Annotated in this window: 17 protein-coding genes; 9 read left to right on the top strand and 8 right to left on the bottom strand. The window is 40.3% G+C overall.

All coding sequences use genetic code 11. The annotated features are described in order from the left end of the window. The first annotated feature begins 34 nt into the window (after positions 1-34). From PQO05_RS04460 to PQO05_RS04440, 5 genes are all read left to right on the top strand, one after another. On the top strand, positions 35-1,252 hold the full coding sequence (locus tag PQO05_RS04460) for a family 16 glycosylhydrolase (RefSeq protein ID WP_273631458.1): 1,218 nt from the start codon (positions 35-37) through the stop codon (positions 1,250-1,252). 119 nt (positions 1,253-1,371) lie between these two features. Beyond that, positions 1,372-2,232 (top strand): hypothetical protein, encoded by an 861-nt coding sequence (locus PQO05_RS04455; protein WP_273631457.1) that lies wholly within the window; start codon positions 1,372-1,374, stop codon positions 2,230-2,232. Positions 2,233-2,257: 25 nt separating this feature from the next. Next, positions 2,258-5,206 (top strand): FAD-binding and (Fe-S)-binding domain-containing protein, encoded by a 2,949-nt coding sequence (locus PQO05_RS04450; RefSeq protein ID WP_273631456.1) that lies wholly within the window; start codon positions 2,258-2,260, stop codon positions 5,204-5,206. A 286-nt stretch (positions 5,207-5,492) separates the two neighbouring features. Then, positions 5,493-7,664 (top strand): cation:proton antiporter, encoded by a 2,172-nt coding sequence (locus PQO05_RS04445; protein ID WP_273631455.1) that lies wholly within the window; start codon positions 5,493-5,495, stop codon positions 7,662-7,664. Between the two features lie 6 nt (positions 7,665-7,670). Beyond that, positions 7,671-8,069: a hypothetical protein gene (locus tag PQO05_RS04440; RefSeq protein WP_273631454.1), complete on the top strand. Its 399-nt coding sequence runs from the start codon at positions 7,671-7,673 to the stop codon at positions 8,067-8,069. Positions 8,070-8,169: 100 nt separating this feature from the next. Here PQO05_RS04440 and PQO05_RS04435 read toward each other — a convergent pair whose 3' ends face one another. Next, positions 8,170-9,357: an anhydro-N-acetylmuramic acid kinase gene (locus PQO05_RS04435; protein ID WP_273631453.1), complete on the bottom strand. Its 1,188-nt coding sequence runs from the start codon at positions 9,355-9,357 to the stop codon at positions 8,170-8,172. A gap of 559 nt (positions 9,358-9,916) precedes the next feature. Between PQO05_RS04435 and PQO05_RS04430 the strand changes: the two genes are divergently transcribed. Both PQO05_RS04430 and PQO05_RS04425 read left to right on the top strand, forming a co-directional pair. Next, positions 9,917-10,360, top strand: coding sequence for a KTSC domain-containing protein (locus PQO05_RS04430; RefSeq protein WP_273631452.1), 444 nt, complete (start codon positions 9,917-9,919; stop codon positions 10,358-10,360). Positions 10,361-10,669: 309 nt separating this feature from the next. Beyond that, positions 10,670-11,260, top strand: a complete 591-nt coding sequence (locus tag PQO05_RS04425; RefSeq protein ID WP_273631451.1) for a 2OG-Fe(II) oxygenase — start codon at positions 10,670-10,672, stop codon at positions 11,258-11,260. Positions 11,261-11,311: 51 nt separating this feature from the next. On the opposite strand, the gene PQO05_RS04420 is transcribed toward PQO05_RS04425, so the two are convergent. Beyond that, positions 11,312-11,881 (bottom strand): hypothetical protein, encoded by a 570-nt coding sequence (locus PQO05_RS04420; RefSeq protein ID WP_273631450.1) that lies wholly within the window; start codon positions 11,879-11,881, stop codon positions 11,312-11,314. Between the two features lie 225 nt (positions 11,882-12,106). On the opposite strand from PQO05_RS04420, the gene PQO05_RS04415 reads away from it, so the two are divergent. Next, positions 12,107-12,685 (top strand): HdeD family acid-resistance protein, encoded by a 579-nt coding sequence (locus tag PQO05_RS04415; protein WP_273631449.1) that lies wholly within the window; start codon positions 12,107-12,109, stop codon positions 12,683-12,685. A 462-nt stretch (positions 12,686-13,147) separates the two neighbouring features. Here PQO05_RS04415 and PQO05_RS04410 read toward each other — a convergent pair whose 3' ends face one another. Then, positions 13,148-13,819: a hypothetical protein gene (locus PQO05_RS04410; protein WP_273631448.1), complete on the bottom strand. Its 672-nt coding sequence runs from the start codon at positions 13,817-13,819 to the stop codon at positions 13,148-13,150. A gap of 222 nt (positions 13,820-14,041) precedes the next feature. Here PQO05_RS04410 and PQO05_RS04405 point away from each other — a divergent pair, with 222 nt between their 5' ends. Next, positions 14,042-14,620 carry an HdeD family acid-resistance protein gene (locus PQO05_RS04405; RefSeq protein WP_273631447.1) on the top strand — a complete coding sequence of 193 codons (579 nt, stop codon included), beginning with the start codon at positions 14,042-14,044 and terminating at the stop codon, positions 14,618-14,620. Positions 14,621-14,699: 79 nt separating this feature from the next. Here the strand turns inward: PQO05_RS04405 and bla are convergent, their stop codons facing one another. The 5 genes from bla to PQO05_RS04380 form a co-directional block, all read right to left on the bottom strand. Continuing rightward, positions 14,700-15,551 (bottom strand): subclass B3 metallo-beta-lactamase, encoded by an 852-nt coding sequence (gene bla, locus PQO05_RS04400; protein WP_420490481.1) that lies wholly within the window; start codon positions 15,549-15,551, stop codon positions 14,700-14,702. A 190-nt stretch (positions 15,552-15,741) separates the two neighbouring features. Next, on the bottom strand, positions 15,742-16,638 hold the full coding sequence (locus PQO05_RS04395) for an NAD-dependent epimerase/dehydratase family protein (protein ID WP_273631445.1): 897 nt from the start codon (positions 16,636-16,638) through the stop codon (positions 15,742-15,744). A 2-nt stretch (positions 16,639-16,640) separates the two neighbouring features. Continuing rightward, positions 16,641-17,750, bottom strand: coding sequence for a UDP-galactopyranose mutase (gene glf, locus PQO05_RS04390; RefSeq protein ID WP_273631444.1), 1,110 nt, complete (start codon positions 17,748-17,750; stop codon positions 16,641-16,643). Then, positions 17,750-18,508 (bottom strand): glycosyltransferase family 2 protein, encoded by a 759-nt coding sequence (locus PQO05_RS04385; RefSeq protein ID WP_273631443.1) that lies wholly within the window; start codon positions 18,506-18,508, stop codon positions 17,750-17,752. The genes glf and PQO05_RS04385 overlap by 1 nt, the downstream gene beginning before the upstream one ends. Before the next feature lie 13 nt (positions 18,509-18,521). Next, positions 18,522-19,481 carry a glycosyltransferase gene (locus PQO05_RS04380; RefSeq protein ID WP_273631442.1) on the bottom strand — a complete coding sequence of 320 codons (960 nt, stop codon included), beginning with the start codon at positions 19,479-19,481 and terminating at the stop codon, positions 18,522-18,524. Between the last annotated feature and the right edge of the window lies 1 nt (position 19,482).

Here is a 19,482-nt window from a genome sequence, read left to right as displayed (position 1 = left end):
AATCAATTAAATCAAATACCTCAATCTCTGTATTATGAAAAAGTATCTGTTTAATTTTCTAAGCATTGCCGCACTGGCCGGTGCCTGCATGCTATCATCGTGCAAAAAGGACACAAACAATGTCAGTAAGACAAGTGATCTGGGAACAACAGCCCCAACCACTCCACGCGCTGCTACCTATCAACTGGTTTGGAGCGATGAGTTTAACGGAACCGGTGTGGATGGTACCAAGTGGAACATCGACAACGGCAACCCCAACGTTAATAACGAGAAAGAATACTACCAGGCAGCCAATGCTACGGTAACTGGTGGTAACCTGGTAATTACAGCGAAGAAACAAAGTGTAGGCGGCCAGCCTTATACTTCGGCCAAGCTCAACACTTCCGGTAAGTTCTCGGTGCAGTATGGCCGTATCGAAGCACGTATTAAACTACCGATGGTGCAGGGTACATGGCCGGCGTTCTGGATGCTGGGCAGTAATATTGGTTCGGTAGGCTGGCCACAATGTGGTGAAATTGACATTATGGAACATGTAAACACCACCAATACCATATTGGGTACCATGCACTGGAACAACAATGGCCACGTGCAATATGGCAGCAGCACCAACACCACGCCTGGCGATTACCACGTTTACGCTGTAGAATGGGATGCCAGCGGTATCCGTTGGTACGTGGATAATACATTGTATGTAACCGGTAACACACTAAACAACATCAATAATACCGGTGCATTCCAGCTGCCATTCTACATTATTCTTAATTTGGCTGTTGGAGGCGATCTGCCTGGCCAAACTATTAATGATGGTGCATTGCCAACCACTATGTCTTTTGATTATGTGCGTGTATACAAATTAACCAATACCAGCACAGCGCCTATCGGCCAAACCATCACCCTTAGAGGTTTTAACAACCTGTATGTAAGTGGCGAAAACGGCACACAGGCCATGAACTGTAACCGCCCTACCGCATCGGCTTGGGAGCAGTTTTTGGTGGTTGATGCAGGCGGAGGCAAAGTTGCGCTACAAAGCATGGGCAAATACGTATCATCTGAAAACGGAACCCAGCCTATAACCTGTAACCGTACAACCTACGGCGATTGGGAGAAATTTGATTGGGTACCAACTACCGATGGTAAGGTAACCCTGCGTGGCAATAACGGCGCTTACATCAGCAGCGAAAATGGCACCCAGGCCATGACCTGTAACCGAACTACGGCATCGGGATGGGAAGCTTTTGCAGTTAACCAATAAGGCTATACCAACATATCTGATTTAAAATAAACAAGACCGGCATTAACGCCGGTCTTGTTTTATATATTAGCTTTCATAAACCACTTATGAAACCAATTTTATACTGTTGCCTTTTTTGTATGGCTTTGCTATACACCCAATTTTCATTCGCCCAAAATAAAGAGAGAGTTCAAATTGATTTCGGCAGCGGGTATCAGCAAGAGAATTTTCACTGGTCGATAGCCGGCAACCTGCAGGGGCAAAATCCAAATGTATATTCTGAACTAAAATGGAAGGATCTCAAAGGCACTGTGCTTTCAACGCATCTTAACGCCAACATCTGGAGCGATCTTTTTATCAGCGGCGGATACTCCCGCAGCAATATTCATTCGGGCAAAGTAAATGATACTGATTATGGATCTGATAACCGTACCAACCCTGTTTACAACCAAAATTTTGATGATAATAAAGGTTATAGCGATATGTGGCATGCTGGGTTAGTCTGGCATTTTTTGAAAGGAAATATTGTTACGATCCGGCCTGAATTGGGATATGCACAGAGCAGACAAGATTTGTATTTAGTAGACCTGAGCGGGCAATTTGCCAACCTCAACAGCTCGTACGCAACCAAATGGAAAGGCCCGTATGTAAAGCTGAGTGCCATTTGGCACATCATTCCCAAACTCAATTTAAATGCCGATGTGCAATATACCCAGGCAAGTTATCAAGCCGATGCCGACTGGAACCTCATTACCCAGTTTCAGCACCCGGTGAGCTATACGCACAGCGCAGATGGATTCGGTATTAATACCAATGCAACACTCACTTATTCTATTACCCATCTCATTGGCATATACATAGGTGGTGGTTACTTTAACTGGCAAACAGGTAACGGTACAGACAGGTTATACCTTACCAACGGCCAAACCAACGACACCCAGATGAACGGAGCTTTTAGTAATGGTTATAAATTAGTGGCAGGCCTTAGTTTGAAATACTAAACCGATACTGCTTAGCCACATTTTTATGATATTTGAACCTATGAGCTGGAAAGAAATGGACTTTCGGGAACTAACTAAATATTTTTCGGGCGAATTATATTTCGACGATTCAACCGCGCACCAAACCATAAAAGCCGTATACGCTACCGATGCTTCTGTATACCAGGAAATGCCACTGGCTGTAGCTATGCCACGCAATACCGAAGATATTAAGCACCTCATTATTTTCGCCAATAAATATTCGCTAACGCTTATTCCACGCGCTGCCGGTACATCGCTGGCCGGCCAGGTAGTGGGTAATGGGTTGGTGGTTGATATTTCTAAGTACATGACCTCGGTTATCGAGGTTAATAAAGAAGAGAAATGGGTGCGCGTACAACCCGGCGTAATCCGTGATGATCTGAATGCTTATTTGAAACCATTTGGGCTGATGTTTGGCCCGGAGACATCTACCTCGAGCAGAGCTATGATCGGGGGGATGATCGGCAATAACTCATGCGGGCTGCACTCTATGATATGGGGCGCTACACGCGATAATTTACTGGAAGTTACAGCCCTGCTTTCTGACGCCAGCGAAGTATTTTTTAAGGAGATGGATAAACCAACCATCGACCAAAAACGAACTAAAGACAACCTCGAAGGTAAGATCTACGATCGCACCTTAACCATTGCAGAACTCGGGAATAACCAGAACGATATTATTAAAAACTTCCCAAAAAAAGAAGTTAAACGCCGTAACAGTGGCTATGCCCTGGATAGTTTGGTTAATATGGTTTTGCAACAGCAGGGTATCAACCTGAGCACTATTATTGCAGGTTCTGAAGGTACACTCTGTTTTGTTACGGAAGCTAAATTGAAGTTGCTTGACCTGCCACCTAAAGAAGTTGCCGTGGTGGCCGTTCACTGCACTACTTTACAAGAATCATTAAGGGCCAATCTCATAGCCGTTAACCATCATTGCGCAGCTTCTGAACTGGTTGACCATGTTATACTGGAACAGGCGATAAACAACGCTGGCCAGGCCGTAAACCGTTTCTTCTTAGAAGGCAAACCCGAAGCCATACTGATGGTGGAGTTTTTTAATAACGATAGAGACGAATTATTTAAGCAATGCAATACATTAATTGATGCCCTTAAAGAAGCTAAATTAGGTTATGCCTACCCCATACTGACCGGTGATGATACTAAGAAAGCCTGGGACTTGCGTAAAGCCGGCTTAGGCTTACTGCGCAACCTGAAAGGCGATGTACAACCCGTAAACCTGATTGAAGATTGTGCCGTCGCGGTTGAAGACCTGCCCGATTATATCCATGATCTTGAAAACCTGCTGCATAGCCTCAACATCCCCTACTCGGCTTATGCCCACGCGGGGGCAGGCGAGCTGCATGTGGAACCGATGATTAATTTAAAGACTGCAGAAGGTCAGCAATTATTTCAGCATGTACTGGCAGAAACGGCTACGCTGGTTAAAAAATACCGGGGGTCACTTTCTGGCGAGCACGGTGATGGCCGGTTACGCGGGCAGTACATTAGCTACGTAATGGGTGATAGGGTTTATGAACTTTTTAAACAGGTAAAGCTCATCTTCGACCCGAAAGGTATTTTCAATAAAGGCAAAATTACCGGTACGCCCGGCATGTTGGATAACCTGCGTTTTGTACCTGATAAAGTGCAAAAGCAACCCGATACACTTTTCGACTTTACGGCAGATGAAGGCATGCTGCGCCTCACCGAAAAATGCAGCGGATCTGGCGATTGCCGCAAGACCGAGGTAACAGGTGGTACCATGTGCCCCAGCTATATGGCAACCCGCAACGAGAAGGATACCACCCGTGCCCGTGCCAACATACTACGCCAATACTTAAATGAGGCTCCGGCACCCCTTGGCAAAGGCAAAGCTGCCGAAGAGGTAAAAGAAGTGTTAGACCTTTGCCTTGCCTGTAAAGGCTGCAAAATAGAATGCCCATCGTCTGTCGACATGACCAAGTTGAGGGCCGAATTCCTGTACCATTACCAGAAAGAGCATGGCATCAGCACCCGCTCAAAACTCATTGGTAATTTTAGCAAAAGCATGGGGTTGGCATCTTATGCACCGTTTGTATACAATACCGCTATTGGCATTCCTTTGGTTAAAAAGGCGATCAATAAATTCTCAGGTTTTCATCCCGACCGTTCATTACCCGAACTGGCGAAGCAAACCTTACAAGCCTGGTACAAAGCAAGAAAGAAACCTGCTACTCCATCAGCCAAAACGGTTTACCTTTTTTGCGATGAGTTTACTAATTATAACGATGCCGAAATAGGCAAGAAAGCCATCTTATTGTTAGAGCGATTAGGTTATAACGTAGTTATTCCTACACACGCCGATAGCGGCAGGGCCTATCTATCTAAAGGCATGCTGGACCAAGCTAAAGCCCTTGCCGAAAGTAACGTGAGCAGCCTGCAAGCTATAATTACTGCTGATACCCCGCTCATCGGCATCGAACCATCAGCTATTCTTTCTTTCCGGGATGAGTATCCATCACTGGTTGATAGTAGTTTAAAACCCGCCGCTACAGAGCTTAGCAAACACGTTTACCTGTTCGAAGAATGGTTTCACGCCGAAATAAAACGAGGTAACATTAAACAAGAAAGCTTTACACAAGCTGTTAAAAAAATCTCCCTTCATGGGCATTGTCATCAAAAGGCATTGTCATCAATGAGTGTTGCTGCGGAAGTTGCTGGTTTCCCCTCTAATTATGCTGTAGAAGTAATCCCATCCGGCTGCTGCGGCATGGCAGGCTCATTTGGCTACGAGAAAGAGCATTACGAAGTATCGATGAAGATAGGCAGCCTTGTGTTATTCCCCGCCGTTAATAAGGCCCCTGATAACATCATCGCTGCCGCAGGTACCAGTTGCAGGCACCAAATTAAAGATGGTACTAAAAGGATTGCGCTTCATCCTGCAGAGGTTTTGTTTGATGCATTAGTGTAAATGCTTAGCACCTGTTAGGTATTCCTCTTATCTATACTACCCGCACAATGCTTAACCATACCTGCTGCGTTGTGTGTTATAAAAGTTAGCGTCACTCGCTTGTTACTTTTATTGATATTTATTTAACTCCAATATCTTTCCATTTTTTGGATAAAGAATATTAAATAACTCCAATTTAATATTCTTTATCCAAAACATAAATATCTAAATAAGTGATACTTATGTATAAAAAAGCATGCGTTGTATATATTTATTATATAAATTTATACAACAAACCTTACACAATATGGACTTCAATAAAATATGGGAAAAACTCAGAGATGATTTCTTAGCAGTTATTATTGGCGTAATAGTAAGCTTACCTGCAATAGGTGTAATTGTCCCTAAAACCTTTGCTATTTTGGCTGAGCAAAACGGGATTGAGATGCCGGGCCTTTTCAAAATCTTCTCTATGGTATATTTTACCATGCCGCTTATTATACTCTTCGTATTATCATTTTTTCAATTCAGTAATGATGTGTTTGTGAAATTAAAAAAAATGATATTAGGGATTATCGGCCTCATATTTGTAGTTTTTGTTGTATTACTATTGCCAATATGGACCGATGAAACTACTATTAGCCGGTGGCTTAATATTACAGTTATAATCACATTGCTTTTATTAATAATTTACTGGTATTTTTTCAATAAAACACTTGGAGATTTATTAGAGATTATAACAACAGAAGAACAAAATATACACCGTACAGATTCGCGCATAAAGAAACTCAATAATAAGATAAAAGAAATCTCCAATAAGATCCTTGATATTAATATAAGCTTCACTGAAAAAGAACAAGCTAAAATTGATAAAAAGAAATATTATATAGAACTCGGTGAGATAAAAAAACAAAATGAAGCGGCTAAAATAAACCTAAGTGAAGCCTACGTATCTATAAAACTCAGTTTTTTTTATCTGTTTATAGCAGCACAATTAACGGTTGTTATTTTTATAACCCTATTCAATAAGATATTCGACAATAATATCTTTATCTTCTTGATATTGATTATATATGCTGCGGTAGTGGTATATTATATGTTTAATGGCAACTTAAGAAAGTTGCGTAGAAATGAAATATCTAATCCTTTCTTTAAATGGGTTTTAATTAGTGCAGTTATAAGTACCGGGTTGGTTTTTTATGTATCTAAGAATAAAGCGGATGATAATATATCCAGAAACAAACAAGATTCGACAGAAACTGCAACTTATCTAAATAAATTTCACGGAATTGATACCAACAGAATCTACAAGAAGAAAATTGAAGATCTTGATGTTGAGTATAGAGCAATCAGAACACAAAGCACTGAAGATAGTATTGATAATCTACCATTTAAGTTTCTTTCAAAATTACTATCAGGTAAAGTTACATCGGATAGTATTAATTCGTTTAATATTAAGGTTAAGTATTGTAATACGATAGCAGATAGCGCGGATAAGAAAGACCTCAATTTATGCATAAAAGAACTTTTAAGCAGCCCGCTTATTCACGATACACTTGCAAAAACTACTGATCCTAAGTTAATAAGCTCGATCATTAACAAAATCAAAAAAAGCCCTGCTTATATCAATACAAAGCAGCAAATATTACTAAACCAAAGTACGTCTGTTGCACAGCTGCACATCAACCGGGCCATTAGAAATCTTTGGTTTAATAAACAGAATATTTTAAATGACGATATAAAGAAAAACCAAATTAAACTTGTTAAAGACACCCAACATGCGGGGATAATTATTTTTATTACCACCCTAATTGTTATGCTCTCTTTTTTATTGATCCTATCTTATAAAAATGATAAATACGAATTAGATACCCTGGACGAGGTGCAACCAATTAAAAAGATAATACAGGGTATTTGTATTGTGATAGCCATTTTGTTAATCCCGCTTATTAAAATGACTCCGGAGGATCAGGTGGTATCAGGAAAACCATCCAGCATATTTCTGGTAGGCAATTGGAATCTCTCAAAGTCGATACCCGAAGATGAAGAAGGCGGTGAACCCAAGAAAACCAAAAAACAAGATCCTGGATCACTGGATCCTTACGGTAAAAGTTGCTGCTGTTGTACCGGAGGAGGAAAGGCTGCTGATAGTACAGGAAAAGCTATTGTAGAATCAATCAATACGCTTGCTCAATCGGTAGATAGTAATTCAAGTGAACTGGTTAAATTACTAGGAAAAAATAGAGGCCCAAATCCTATTAACATTACTCCCCCTGACAATCATTATAAAGAGTTAGCCGATAAACTCGAGAAGATTGGAGCTTTTATGGATAAAACAAATAAAGCACAGGATTTACTCAACCAAAATTTGAAAAACTTCACTGATTCAGCAGCAAAACTTAACAAAAATGCCACAAATAATTTGAGTGGTATAAAAAATTACATTCAACAGTCGCAGTTTAAAACTAAAAAACCATAACCGGCCATGAAACATTTTTTAAACTCTCTATTGGTACTCATAATAATATTAAATATTTGTTCCTGTAAAACACAGGCCGATTTAAAAAAGCGTATATATACTGAGATTGATGCGATAGACAATAACATTGACAATAAAATATTAAAGGATTTCAGTATGCGCGATAGCATTTTTGATATCGGCATACAAACAGATCTTAATTCATTAAACAATGATGCTGATCAGCTAAAAAATCATGATCTACGTAAAAAAATAAAAACGTATACGGCATTAGCCAACAAAATCGTCCTTTTACATGAGGATACACGTATGAATTATACAACGTTGGGACAAATTTTAGGCATTTATACACAAAGCGCAGTTGATGTAAAGGAGAAGTTAGCACCTTATAAAGTATCCAAATAAACATTCAGTATGTCTATTTATATCTTCTTTATCGGCGTTTACGCCAAGCCAATATTCGATCTTCCAATAATTACCAGATCAAAACTCTCTCATTCACTTATTACTTTGCAAAACTCACCTTCCCCATACTAACAGAAAGCAAATCGCCCCCATAATGAGTTTTGCCACCGGCGAGGGCTTCATTGGCGAGCAGGGCAAAAAGCACAGCTTCTTTTGCATCGGGGTTAATGCCCAGATCAGTGGTTGATTTTAGTTTGATGTTGAAATGGCTTTCAATATAGTTAACCAGCAGCGGGTTGTACATACCGCCTCCACTAATATAGATCTCGAATTTATCCACGCCCGAAACAGCACTTTCTATCGCAGCAATTATAGATTGTGCCGAGAACTTTGCCAAAGTTGCCATTATATCTTCCTTACTCACATTGGTTTGCCCTGAAGCTTGTATAGCTTTTTCCAGATAAACTAAACTAAACAACTCAGGCCCGGTTGTTTTGGGGAAAGGTGCTGCGAAGAACGGATCGTCCAACAATGCTTTTAATAATACATCGTTCACTTTTCCGGTACTGGCAACCTCTGCATTTTTATCGTAGTACTTGCCGGGGAATTGCTGTTGAATAAACTGATCCATTAACGTATTACCTGGCCCGACATCAGTAGAAAAACAGCCCGGAGCATAACCGGCAGGCAAATAAGTAAAATTGGCTATACCACCTACATTCAGCATAATGCGATTTTCTGATAGGCTACCGAAAAGCAGATAATCTCCGTACAAAGCAAGTGGTGCACCTTCTCCACCGGCAGCTATATGTTTCTGACGAAAATCGCTTAAAGTTATGATGCCCGTTTTAACGGCGACATGGTCGGCATCGCCAATTTGAAGGGTAGCGTTGCCGTATTTTTCTATTTGATGTAATCGTTTTGGGGCATGGAAAATGGTTTGCCCGTGGCTGGCTACGGCATCCACATCGGCAACGGGAATGTTCCATTCTTCGAGACATTGCAGAATGAGTTCGGCATAATAGGTGCCGATATAGGCATTGAGCAGGGTGATGCGCTCCAGATCCGCATTGCGTTTAGCGAAGATTGATTTGAGATCTTCTTTAAACGCAGCTTCATACTCTTTTGTGATAAAGTGCAGTACCTCTACTTTGGTATTAACACCGCTGCCTTCGAAACGGCACAAAGCCACATCCAACCCATCGAACGAAGTGCCCGACATGAGGCCAATAATGGTGCGTTGTTGCTTGCCGGCAATGCGGTATAGGTTTTCGATGTTGGTGTTCATAGTATGGATAGCCAAATTACGAAAAGAGAGCCAAGAAAGAGAGGTAAGAATCGAGAATCAAGAAACAAGAAGCTTAGCATGCGTTAGGGATAGCAGCGGATACCGGCCCTGTGACTAAGGCCTGTGCAGTATGAGCGGATAGCCCGGCCCGAAGGGAACGCCCTTGGGAAGAGAAGCAAGAAGTTAGAGACAAGAAACAAGATGCTTTTCTAAATCCCTTCGCAGTCTCTCTCATTCCCCTCTCGAGAGGGGCGCGGTTGGATGGTGTAGTGGCAGGGTGTGTTTCTACGACATGCAAGAAAATAAATGTTTTCTAAAGCCCCCCTAACCCCTTTCTCCCAAGGAGTCCTTTGGAAGAGAGGGGAATGTTAACCACTAACCTATCTTGTCTCTTGCTTCTCGGCTCTTGTCTCTCTATATTAACCCTCTATTAATTTTACAGCATCTGTAGGCCAGTAACTTATAAAAGCGTACCTTTGCAAAAAATTTGTTCTTGATAAAGGCGCTTAGCAAATGTTTGCTTTCTTCTTCAAAGACAATTAGATAACACGAATTAAGTATGAAAAAAATTGTCGATTACAGGAAGCTATTGGGTGTAACCGAAGCAGCAGAACTACAGGAGCTAAAATCGGTTTACCGCAACCTGATGAAAACCTGGCACCCGGATAAGTTTCAGGACGAGAGCCGTATTGAGGCCGAAGAAAAAAGCAAAACCATTATTGAGGCTTACCACTTTTTGGTAAGTATTGCTCCTGAAACCCGTGAGCAAACCCTTGCTGATTATACTACTACCACAACAACCTGTGGCATTGCCGATTTTGAATACAAACAACAGGTATTAACCATCAACTTTACCGATGGTACTACTTATGAGTATTTCGACGTACCGAAGGTTGCTTATGTGAAGTTTATCAACTCAGATTCGCCGGGCCGTTTTGCACGCCGCCACATCTTTAACGCTTACGTATACCGCAGCACCAGCAGGCTGGTTGCTTCTGCATAACGACAATTCGAACTATATAAATAAACAACCGAAGCCTTTCAGATTAAGTTCTGGAGGGCTTTTTGATTTATTTAGTTGTGAGGGAGTGAGTTGTGAGTTAGTGATTAATACACTCGAAACTCAATTTTTTTATAACTCGCTAACTCACTCATTCACTCCCTCACAACTATTACTCGAAACTCACTCATTCACTCCTCACAACTATTACTCGAAACTCACACATTCGCTCCCTCACAACTATCCAATCCTCACAATTAAACACTACCTTACCGAAATGCCCAAAGCCACATTTACGTGGTTTGCATTTTATTGGAAAAAATATTCAACACCCTCATCGATAGTTTTATTGATAACAAAGTAGGTATTACCGAAAACTTTTTAAGCGAGGCCTTAGCCGCAAACCTTAAAAGCAACCTGCTTACCCTGTACCAAAACAAGTTAATGAATAGCGCCGGGATAGGAAACGCCGTACTGCAAGACCACAATAAGCTCATCCGCAGCGACCAGATCTACTGGCTGGACCGCAAGCATAACGATGCCTTCGAGAACGACTTTTTCGACCTGATGGATAGCTTTGTGTTACATCTTAACAGCACCTGCTACACGGGTATTACAGGCTATGAGTTTCATTATGCGCTGTACGAGGAGGGTAGTTTCTACAAAAAGCACATCGACCAGTTTCAGAACAACGGAAGCCGTCAATACTCCATGATCATGTACCTTAACGTGGGCTGGGTTATTGCCGATGGCGGCGAACTGTGCATCCATCATCACGATCATTTGCAGAACATCTCGCCCATCAGTGGCAAAAGCATTTTCTTTAAAAGCAGCGAACTGGAGCACGAAGTGCTACTGGCCAATAAAGCAAGGATGAGTATTACGGGTTGGCTGAAAATTTAGTTGTGAGGGAGTGAATTAGTGAGTTTGAATATACTTTATTAAATACCTCTTCTAAAAATAAGCAAACAACCTGTAAATATAACTCAACTCATAAACCAGAAACGCTATGGCCAGCACCGCGTGAAACTTACGGTTGTTGCTGTTCATAGCTACCACACAAAGGGAAATGTGTGTTATATTACGTACGGGGTACTCCCAGCCGTAGTGTGTGAGGTAGTAGGCTTTGCCTTTGATAAGGGTATCGAAAAAATCGAGCACGAAGGTGAGCGCCAGGATACCAAAAATCCATTGCTTGCGCGAATAGTAGTATGTAAAGTAGTCTTTGTACTCTTCGAGATTATCGGGTATCAGCAACGAACACTCGAAATAGTAAACCGATATGTACACAAACAGGAAGAAATACTCTTCGAAACTCCAGTGGGTAATATCGCGCAGGTGGGCTTCCCACCACCAAAAGTGGATAATAAGCAGCAGCACATAAAAACACCATGTTAAATGCACCCAATAAGGCTTCGCCTGTTTGGGATGCTGAACAAATTTTATAATACCCTTTAACAAATGGGTTATACTGAGACCCAATATAATGCCCAGTATGGTTTTAACATGGTCGAACGCGCCCATAGCCAATATACATTTTTACTAAATTTAGTTTAAATATTTACTATCCGGCAAATTTGAACGCATTTTTTCGGCACAAAAACAATTATAAAGCCCTGTAGTTTAATGATATAGTGCGTAGCGATTTGTTGATTAAGTGAGTGGTTTCGTTAACTACAATAACAATTAACTTAATCAACTACTCACTATTCACTACAACTATCAACCATTCACTATTCAGCTAACTTTATGGCAGATCTTCTCAACTCTATCCAACGCGGTATGAAAAACTGGTGGCTACTTTTGTTAGCCGGTATCATACTCATTGTAGCAGGCGTAATTATCCTGGTGCACCCGTTAACCAGCTTTATTACAGCAGCGGTATTTTTTGGCCTTGCTATTTTAATAGGCGGTATTTTTAAAATCATTTTCGCCATCAGCAACCGGCACCACCACCAAAGCTGGGGATGGAACCTTGTTTCGGGCATATTAGCTGTTATTATAGGCCTTATACTGGCCAATAACCCAGCCATATCATTGGTAGTGCTACCTTTTATACTGGGCTTCTATGTGCTTTATGCAGGCGGCATGCTTATTAGCCTTGGCATACACGGGCAGCACATGCACATGAACGGCAGTGGCTGGATTGTTTTTGGTGGCATCATCACCCTATTGCTCGGCCTTTACATTTTATTTAGCCCCGCTTTAGGAGTTGTAATACTAACTACCATAGCTGGCCTCTCTTTTATTGCCGAAGGCTTTACCTATTGTATGATAGCCTTTAAAATAAACAAGGCAAGGCATAGGTTGAACTCTTTGATTGAATAGTGTTATTTAGAGACAAGATGGGGTTAACGAGTGGTTTCCCCTCTTGAGAGGGGTTAGGGGTGTGTTCTTTAGAAAATTTTACTTTCTTTCATGTTGTATAAACACACCCCTGCCATCGCTCAGTCAACCGCTCCCCCTCTCAAGAGGAGATGCATCATTAGCATACCGTCTCGACTCTTGATTCTTGATTCTTTTAAAGGGCGTTCCCTGCGGTCGGGCTATGCGCTTATACTGCACAAGGCATTAGCCACTGGCCGGTATCCGCTGCTATCCCTAACGCGGAAAAGCGGGTATCCACTTTTGTTCCCGCAATGCACGGTACCGGTAAATTGATGGACGGAGTATAGTTATGAGTTCCATTCACAACTCACCATTCACTCACTCACAACTAAAAAAGCCCCTCCAATAACTCGGAGAGGCTTCGGTCAAAAAAACTACTTACTTTTTATTAAACTAACCTGACTATTTTCCTTTTTTAGCCTGCATTTTTTCTTTCATAGCGGCTTGCATTTCTTCCTGGTGTTTCTCGTATATCGTGTATTGATCAGGCGAAAGCACCTTTTTAAGTTCTTTATTTTTATCTTTCATATCGCCTTTGAGCCCTTTGGCTGCTTTCATTTTACCAAATTTGCTGGTGGCAGCTTTTACCTTGTCCATGTCGCCCATCATTTCTACTGTTGCATCTCTGTTAATTTTGTACACCTGTGGTACCTGGCCTTCTGTAAGGTCTAACTGGGCGGTCATTATCTTGGTTTGCATATCGGCAATCTGTGAAATCTTATGATCCTGAAAAGCTTTTTGCTGGTCGGGCGTTAACACCTTTAATAAACCTGTATTACGCGTTTTCATAATACCTATTACCTGCTGCGCAAGGGCTTTGCCTCTAAAACTGGTATCAGCCTGCGCCTTTTTACCAGTTTGCACCAAAGCAGCTGCTGCGGTTTTGTTTAACCCTTCTGCTGTTGTTTTTTGCGTACTTGTTAACGACAAGTAGGCAAGGCTATCTGTCATAGCTTGGGCAATTTTGCCAACCGTTGCAGAACTTTGTGCCATAGCAACAGCACTCAATAACACAAATGAGGTGGCAATAAAAACACTTGCTGCCAGGTTTAATTTTTTGTGTAACATCATCATTATTATTGCTTTAAATGAATAATAGATTTAGTGTTACAAGTGTAGGTACTAAATAAGGCATAGCATAAAATTAACAGGCCTATGCGGTTTCAGTTTAGAAACTGAAACAAAATGACCGGTATTACAGGCAAAATTCGAGGTAAATTAGGTTTGTGATAAAAGGATTTATAGCTGTAACCATTTATCATCTTTTAAACAAATATTAACCTTAATCAACTCATTATGGCAAATCTTATTAGCGCGCTTGAGCGCAGTACCAGAAACTGGTGGTTATTATTGATTGCCGGCATTATTTTCGTGCTAGCAGGTCTTGTTACCCTTATGTACCCTATATCTACCTACATTACATTCGCCATGTTTTTCGGAATCGCGATTTTAATAGGAGGTATCCTTAAAATCTCATTTGCAATTAGCAATCGTGAAAGCCTTACTGGCTGGGGCTGGAACCTGGTGTCGGGTTTTGTATCGTTTATGATAGGTATAATGCTTATTAACAGCCCCGAAATATCTTTGTTATCCTTACCGTTTATTATTGGGTTTTATATACTTTATGCTGGCGGTATGCTTATTAGTGTGGGTATAGACGAGAGACATCTGCATGTTAATGGTTCGGGAATGGTTGTGGCCGGCGGTATTGTAACCCTGCTGTTGGGTATTGGCATTTTATTCAGGCCGGCATTTGCAGCAACGCTGCTTATTTCTTTTATTGGTATCTCTTTTATTGCAGAAGGAATCACCTATTGTTTTTTCTCCTTTAAAATTAACAGTGCAAGACATCACCTGCACGAGTTAAATAGTTAGGAATCGAAAATCAAACAGAGCCTCCGTAATTGTAAAATGCGGAGGCTTTGTTATATATAACCGGTCCGTTATCTACTGTTTACTTTTCGGCCAGCCTTTTCTCATAGTTTTTCTGCAAGGCATCCATTGATTCATCATAGCCTGCACGGTCTATAAAAACTTCGGGGTTGTAAGCGTCGCCCGGTTTGTGTTTCTTTTGCAAATCGAACTGGCTGGCGTGCGAGGCCAGGAAAATATCAAACTGCAGGTTCTTCATGGCATTTATAGTGTATCCATAATCTTTCCCCACATTAGGGTATCCGGGCATACCCGATAGTTTGGTTTCAGACAGTATTGTAGGCATATTAGCAATTAACACATGATAAGTGCGGTGTTCGTCCTTTACATCCAACATAAAGCTGCTGGCCCCTTTGGTATGGCCCGGATGATGCAAAGCGATAATTTGCATGCCGCCCAGTTTAATAGTATCATGATCGTGCAGCAGGCGGTCGGCTTTTACGGGCAGAAACATCATGCCTTTGCCACCCATTACATAGTCTGAGTTACCGCCATCGGCCAATACCGGGGCATCAAACTCATTAATCATCATCTTAGCACCGATTTCTTTCTTTATAGCCGCAGCAGCCCCCACATGATCAAAGTGAGCGTGCGCAGCCAATAGTATCTTTATATCAGTGAATTTGAAGCCCAATGCTTCCACATGACGGCGGATCATGGCATCTGAACCGGGCAGGCCTGTGTTAATTAAAATATTACCCTTCGGCGTTACTACAAGGTAGCTCGCCAAATCATAAGTACCTACATAATACAGGTTACCTACAATACGAAAGGGCTGGTAATCTTTACTCCACTCGGGCTGCTCCTCCATTTTGCGGAGTTGCTGGGCTTGTGAAACAGAGCAAGTTAAGATAATACCGGCAACCACCAACATGGCCCGAAGATGTTTCTTAAATGTTTTCATAGAGATATAAAAGGGATTTGAAGGTAAGATTTTTGCGGGAAGATGTAAAAGTATATCAAACAAAAAAGCCTCATATTTCTATGAAGCTTTTTTGTGATCCCATTGGGACTATCTTTATTTCTTTAGCCAGATTATATTATTAGCCGGATAAATATTGAAGCTATTTAGCAGCAAATGATGCGGCTGTAACAGCTAATCCTTTCCGGGATGTTAATGGTAAATCTTTACCTATAGCATGCTTAATTTTTTGATTGCTGGCTATGTAGCTTTCTGTTAATTTATCTAAACGTTCTGTTGTTAACGGCAAATGCAATACGTCCCCTAACCTGGCACCTGTTCTAATTAAACCGGGGGGAATTTTCCATAATTTTGGCTTTTTATTTATCGAATCTGATAAAATACCTACCACATCATTTGTTGACAAGGATTCATCATCAGCAATCTGATACACTCCTGAAGCGACATCATCCCGTTTAATCAGTTCTTTAATAATAAAGCACAAATTTTCAACGCTAAGGAAAGACCTTTTATTCTCAAAGCCGGCTAAAGGATACGGGATGCCTTTTTTTACAAATTGATACAATAAATTCAGATTACCTTTATTACCCGGGCCATGAATCATACACGGCCTTAAAATGTAATATGACTTACCAGCCGGTAATGGCTGGCCCTGGATGTATTGCTCTGCCATCAGCTTTGATTTCCCGTAATCAGTTTTAGGATTGGGGGTAGTATCTTCGGTAAGAATGCCGTTAACAGAATCCGCAGCTGCCTTTACAGAGCTTATAAAAATAAATTTTTGAGCATCCGACTTTAAAAAAGCATCATATAGCTTTTTTGTGAGTTCGAAATTAACCTGATAATACGCTTGTGGATCAGAAACCTTTTTAAGATCGTGAGCTTTACCGGCGAGGTGAATAACTGCTTCTGCATTTTTTAATGTAGAACTGCTTATTGTGGCTAAATCCGATCTCCCAATTGAACAAAGTTCAAAACCCTTGAGGTAGCTAATTAAATTTGTACCAACAAAGCCCGTAGCTCCTGAAATTGAAATCATACTTATGATATCTCTTTAAAATGATCCTTGACCTTTTTCAACGCCGACCCAACAATTTGATGCATATCGTAATATTTGTATTCTGCTAAACGCCCACCAAAAATGATCTTGTCTTCTTTATCGGCTAATGCTTTATATTTCTTATAAATTTCGTTGTTGGCGTCATTATTTATCGGATAATAAGGCTCTTTAGTTGAATCCCAATCTGCCGGATACTCTTTTGTAATAACCGTTTTGCTTTGTGTTCCAAACTCAAAATGCTTATGTTCAATTATACGGGTATATGGCACCTCTCTTTCCGTATAATTAACAACTGCATTTCCCTGATAGTTTTCCTGGTCAATTGTGGTGTGTTCAAAATCCAGGCTTCTATATTCTAACCGGCCAAATTGATAATCATAATATTGATCAATCTTCCCGGTAAATATAACATGCTGAGCACGGGCTTCCCATTGTTCCTTCTTTTCAAAGAAATCAACATCAAGTTCAACATCAATATCTTTAACCAAACCTTCTATCAATTTATTGTAGCCCCCTATCGGGATACCTTGATACTTGTCGTTAAAATAGTTATTGTCGAACGTAAACCTAACCGGCAACCGTTTTATAATAAATGCAGGAAGATTGGTAGCTGGCCGGCCCCATTGCTTTTCGGTATATCCCTTTATAAGCTTTTCATATATATCCGTCCCAATCAAAGAAAGCGCCTGTTCTTCAAGATTTGCCGGATTTTCAATATTAAGTTGATCAATTTGTGATTTGATCTTTTCCTTTGCTTCTTTTGGCGTTTTTACCTTCCATAGTTGATAGAAGGTATTCATATTAAAAGGTAAATTGTAAAGCTCGCCTTTGTAATTTGCCAATGGACTGTTAGTATACCGGTTGAATTCAACAAATGAATTTACGTAGTCCCATATTTCTTTATCACTTGTGTGGAAAATATGTGCACCATATTTATGCACGTTTATGCCTTCTACATTTTCGCAGTATAAATTGCCTCCTATATGATCTCGTTTTTCAACAATCAAACAGCTCTTTCCCCGTTTTTTTGCTTCATGAGCAAATACACAACCGAACAACCCCGAGCCAACTATCAAATAATCGTATTGCATTATTTTTTATATTTAAAATAGCTGATAACAGCCCAATTTGTTAAATAATATAGGCTTGGTAAAAGGCCCACTTTTTCTATTTTATACAACACCTTAAAGTGAGGTGCAATTACTTTCTTCTTTTTCCTACTTGCCGAAAAGCCTAAAATCCTGTAATTGGCTAACACCTCTTTATTACCGTATGCAGTTTTTACCTTTTTTATTATTTCGAGCCAATAAACGTAATCGTCTCTCAGGCTTTTCATATCTTCACGCAGGTACACCTTGCCAAACTTTTCAGTATCATACAAACCGGTTAAACAGGATATTGAACAAGTTTTTAGTAGATCTCTGTAATTTATCTTTTCGGGAACAATAAAAGGCCTTAAGATTTCTTTAGAATGTTCATCAATACGAGTGTGCGATGAATATACCAGTAAAGCGTTTTTTTCTTTCATCAGCTTTAACTGCTTTTCCAGAAAATCAGGGTTCCATGTATCGTCAGAATCGAGGAGCGCAATATATTGCCCCTGCGCCAATCTTATTCCATTATTCCTGGCGCTGGCCGAGCCTCCATTAGGCTGGCTTACCAATTTTATCCTGCTATCCTTTTGTATATATTCCCTAACTATTTCAGGCCCATTATCCTTAGAACCGTCGTCAATTACGATCATCTCCCATTTTGGATATGTTTGGTTTATAACTGAATCTATTGTTTGCCCTACAAAACGCCCACCATTATACATGGGTGTAACAATAGATACTAAGCCTCTTTCCATTTTTTATTAAATATTATTTTTTGTTAAAATATTGCTTGTGCCTTGTAAAGTCACCTTTAATACCATCTTTTACGCTTTTAAAGTAAAGGGAAAGCTTTTTGATATCTCTTTTTACCAATAGTAAATAATAGGTGTATATGATCCCTTTAAGAACGATATTAAATTTATTTGTGTAGTTCCAATAAATGTACGTGCTATTTCTGATAAGGCAAATAAACCTCCAATCAACATTTGTTACGGGAACGCGATAGAGACCAAACCAGATGGACTCAAAATCCAATTTATTAGCCGGGTGATAAAATGCTGCGTTTGCAATTGTTACAGGATTAAATCCAGCTTTTTTGCACCGCCAATAATGTTCATACTCGTCGCCCCACAAAAACAGTTCTTTTTTGGGGTATCCAACTTCGTCCACTATTTTTGTTGTAAGTAATGAGCCATTAAAAGGAAACACAAAATCTATAACTTCACCCCAGGATGCTTTAAGTTCAGCATAATTACGGGTTTCTTTTCCGCTTTTTAATTTTACAGGCCATGATAATCTTTCATGATCATCTATATCAACACTTACGGGCATTATATAATCGTACCCATTAACATATTTCATTTGCATTTCCAAACAATGATCAGAAGGATACCCATCATCATCCATCATCCAGAAAAGATCATATTCATTTAGTTCCCTTGCATTCTTTAAACCATTGTAAAAGCCCCCGGCCCCGCCTGTGTTTTCTGGTAATTTTAACAGATATAGCTTAACGTTATTAATGATTCCCCAGGTTAAATCACCTTCTTTACTTAACTCTATGCCAGTAAGTAAATTAGTCATCAAATAATCAAATGTTCCATCAGTGGAAGCATTATCTACTAAATAAATCGCATCAACTTTTCTTGACTGGGCAACTAATGCCTTTATACAACGTAATAAAAGCTCCTTTCGGTTATAAGTAACTACTACTGCACAAACCTTCATC

The organism is Mucilaginibacter jinjuensis (genome assembly GCF_028596025.1).
Lineage (GTDB): Bacteria > Bacteroidota > Bacteroidia > Sphingobacteriales > Sphingobacteriaceae > Mucilaginibacter > Mucilaginibacter jinjuensis.
This window is presented reverse-complemented; position numbering and strand designations above follow the sequence as displayed.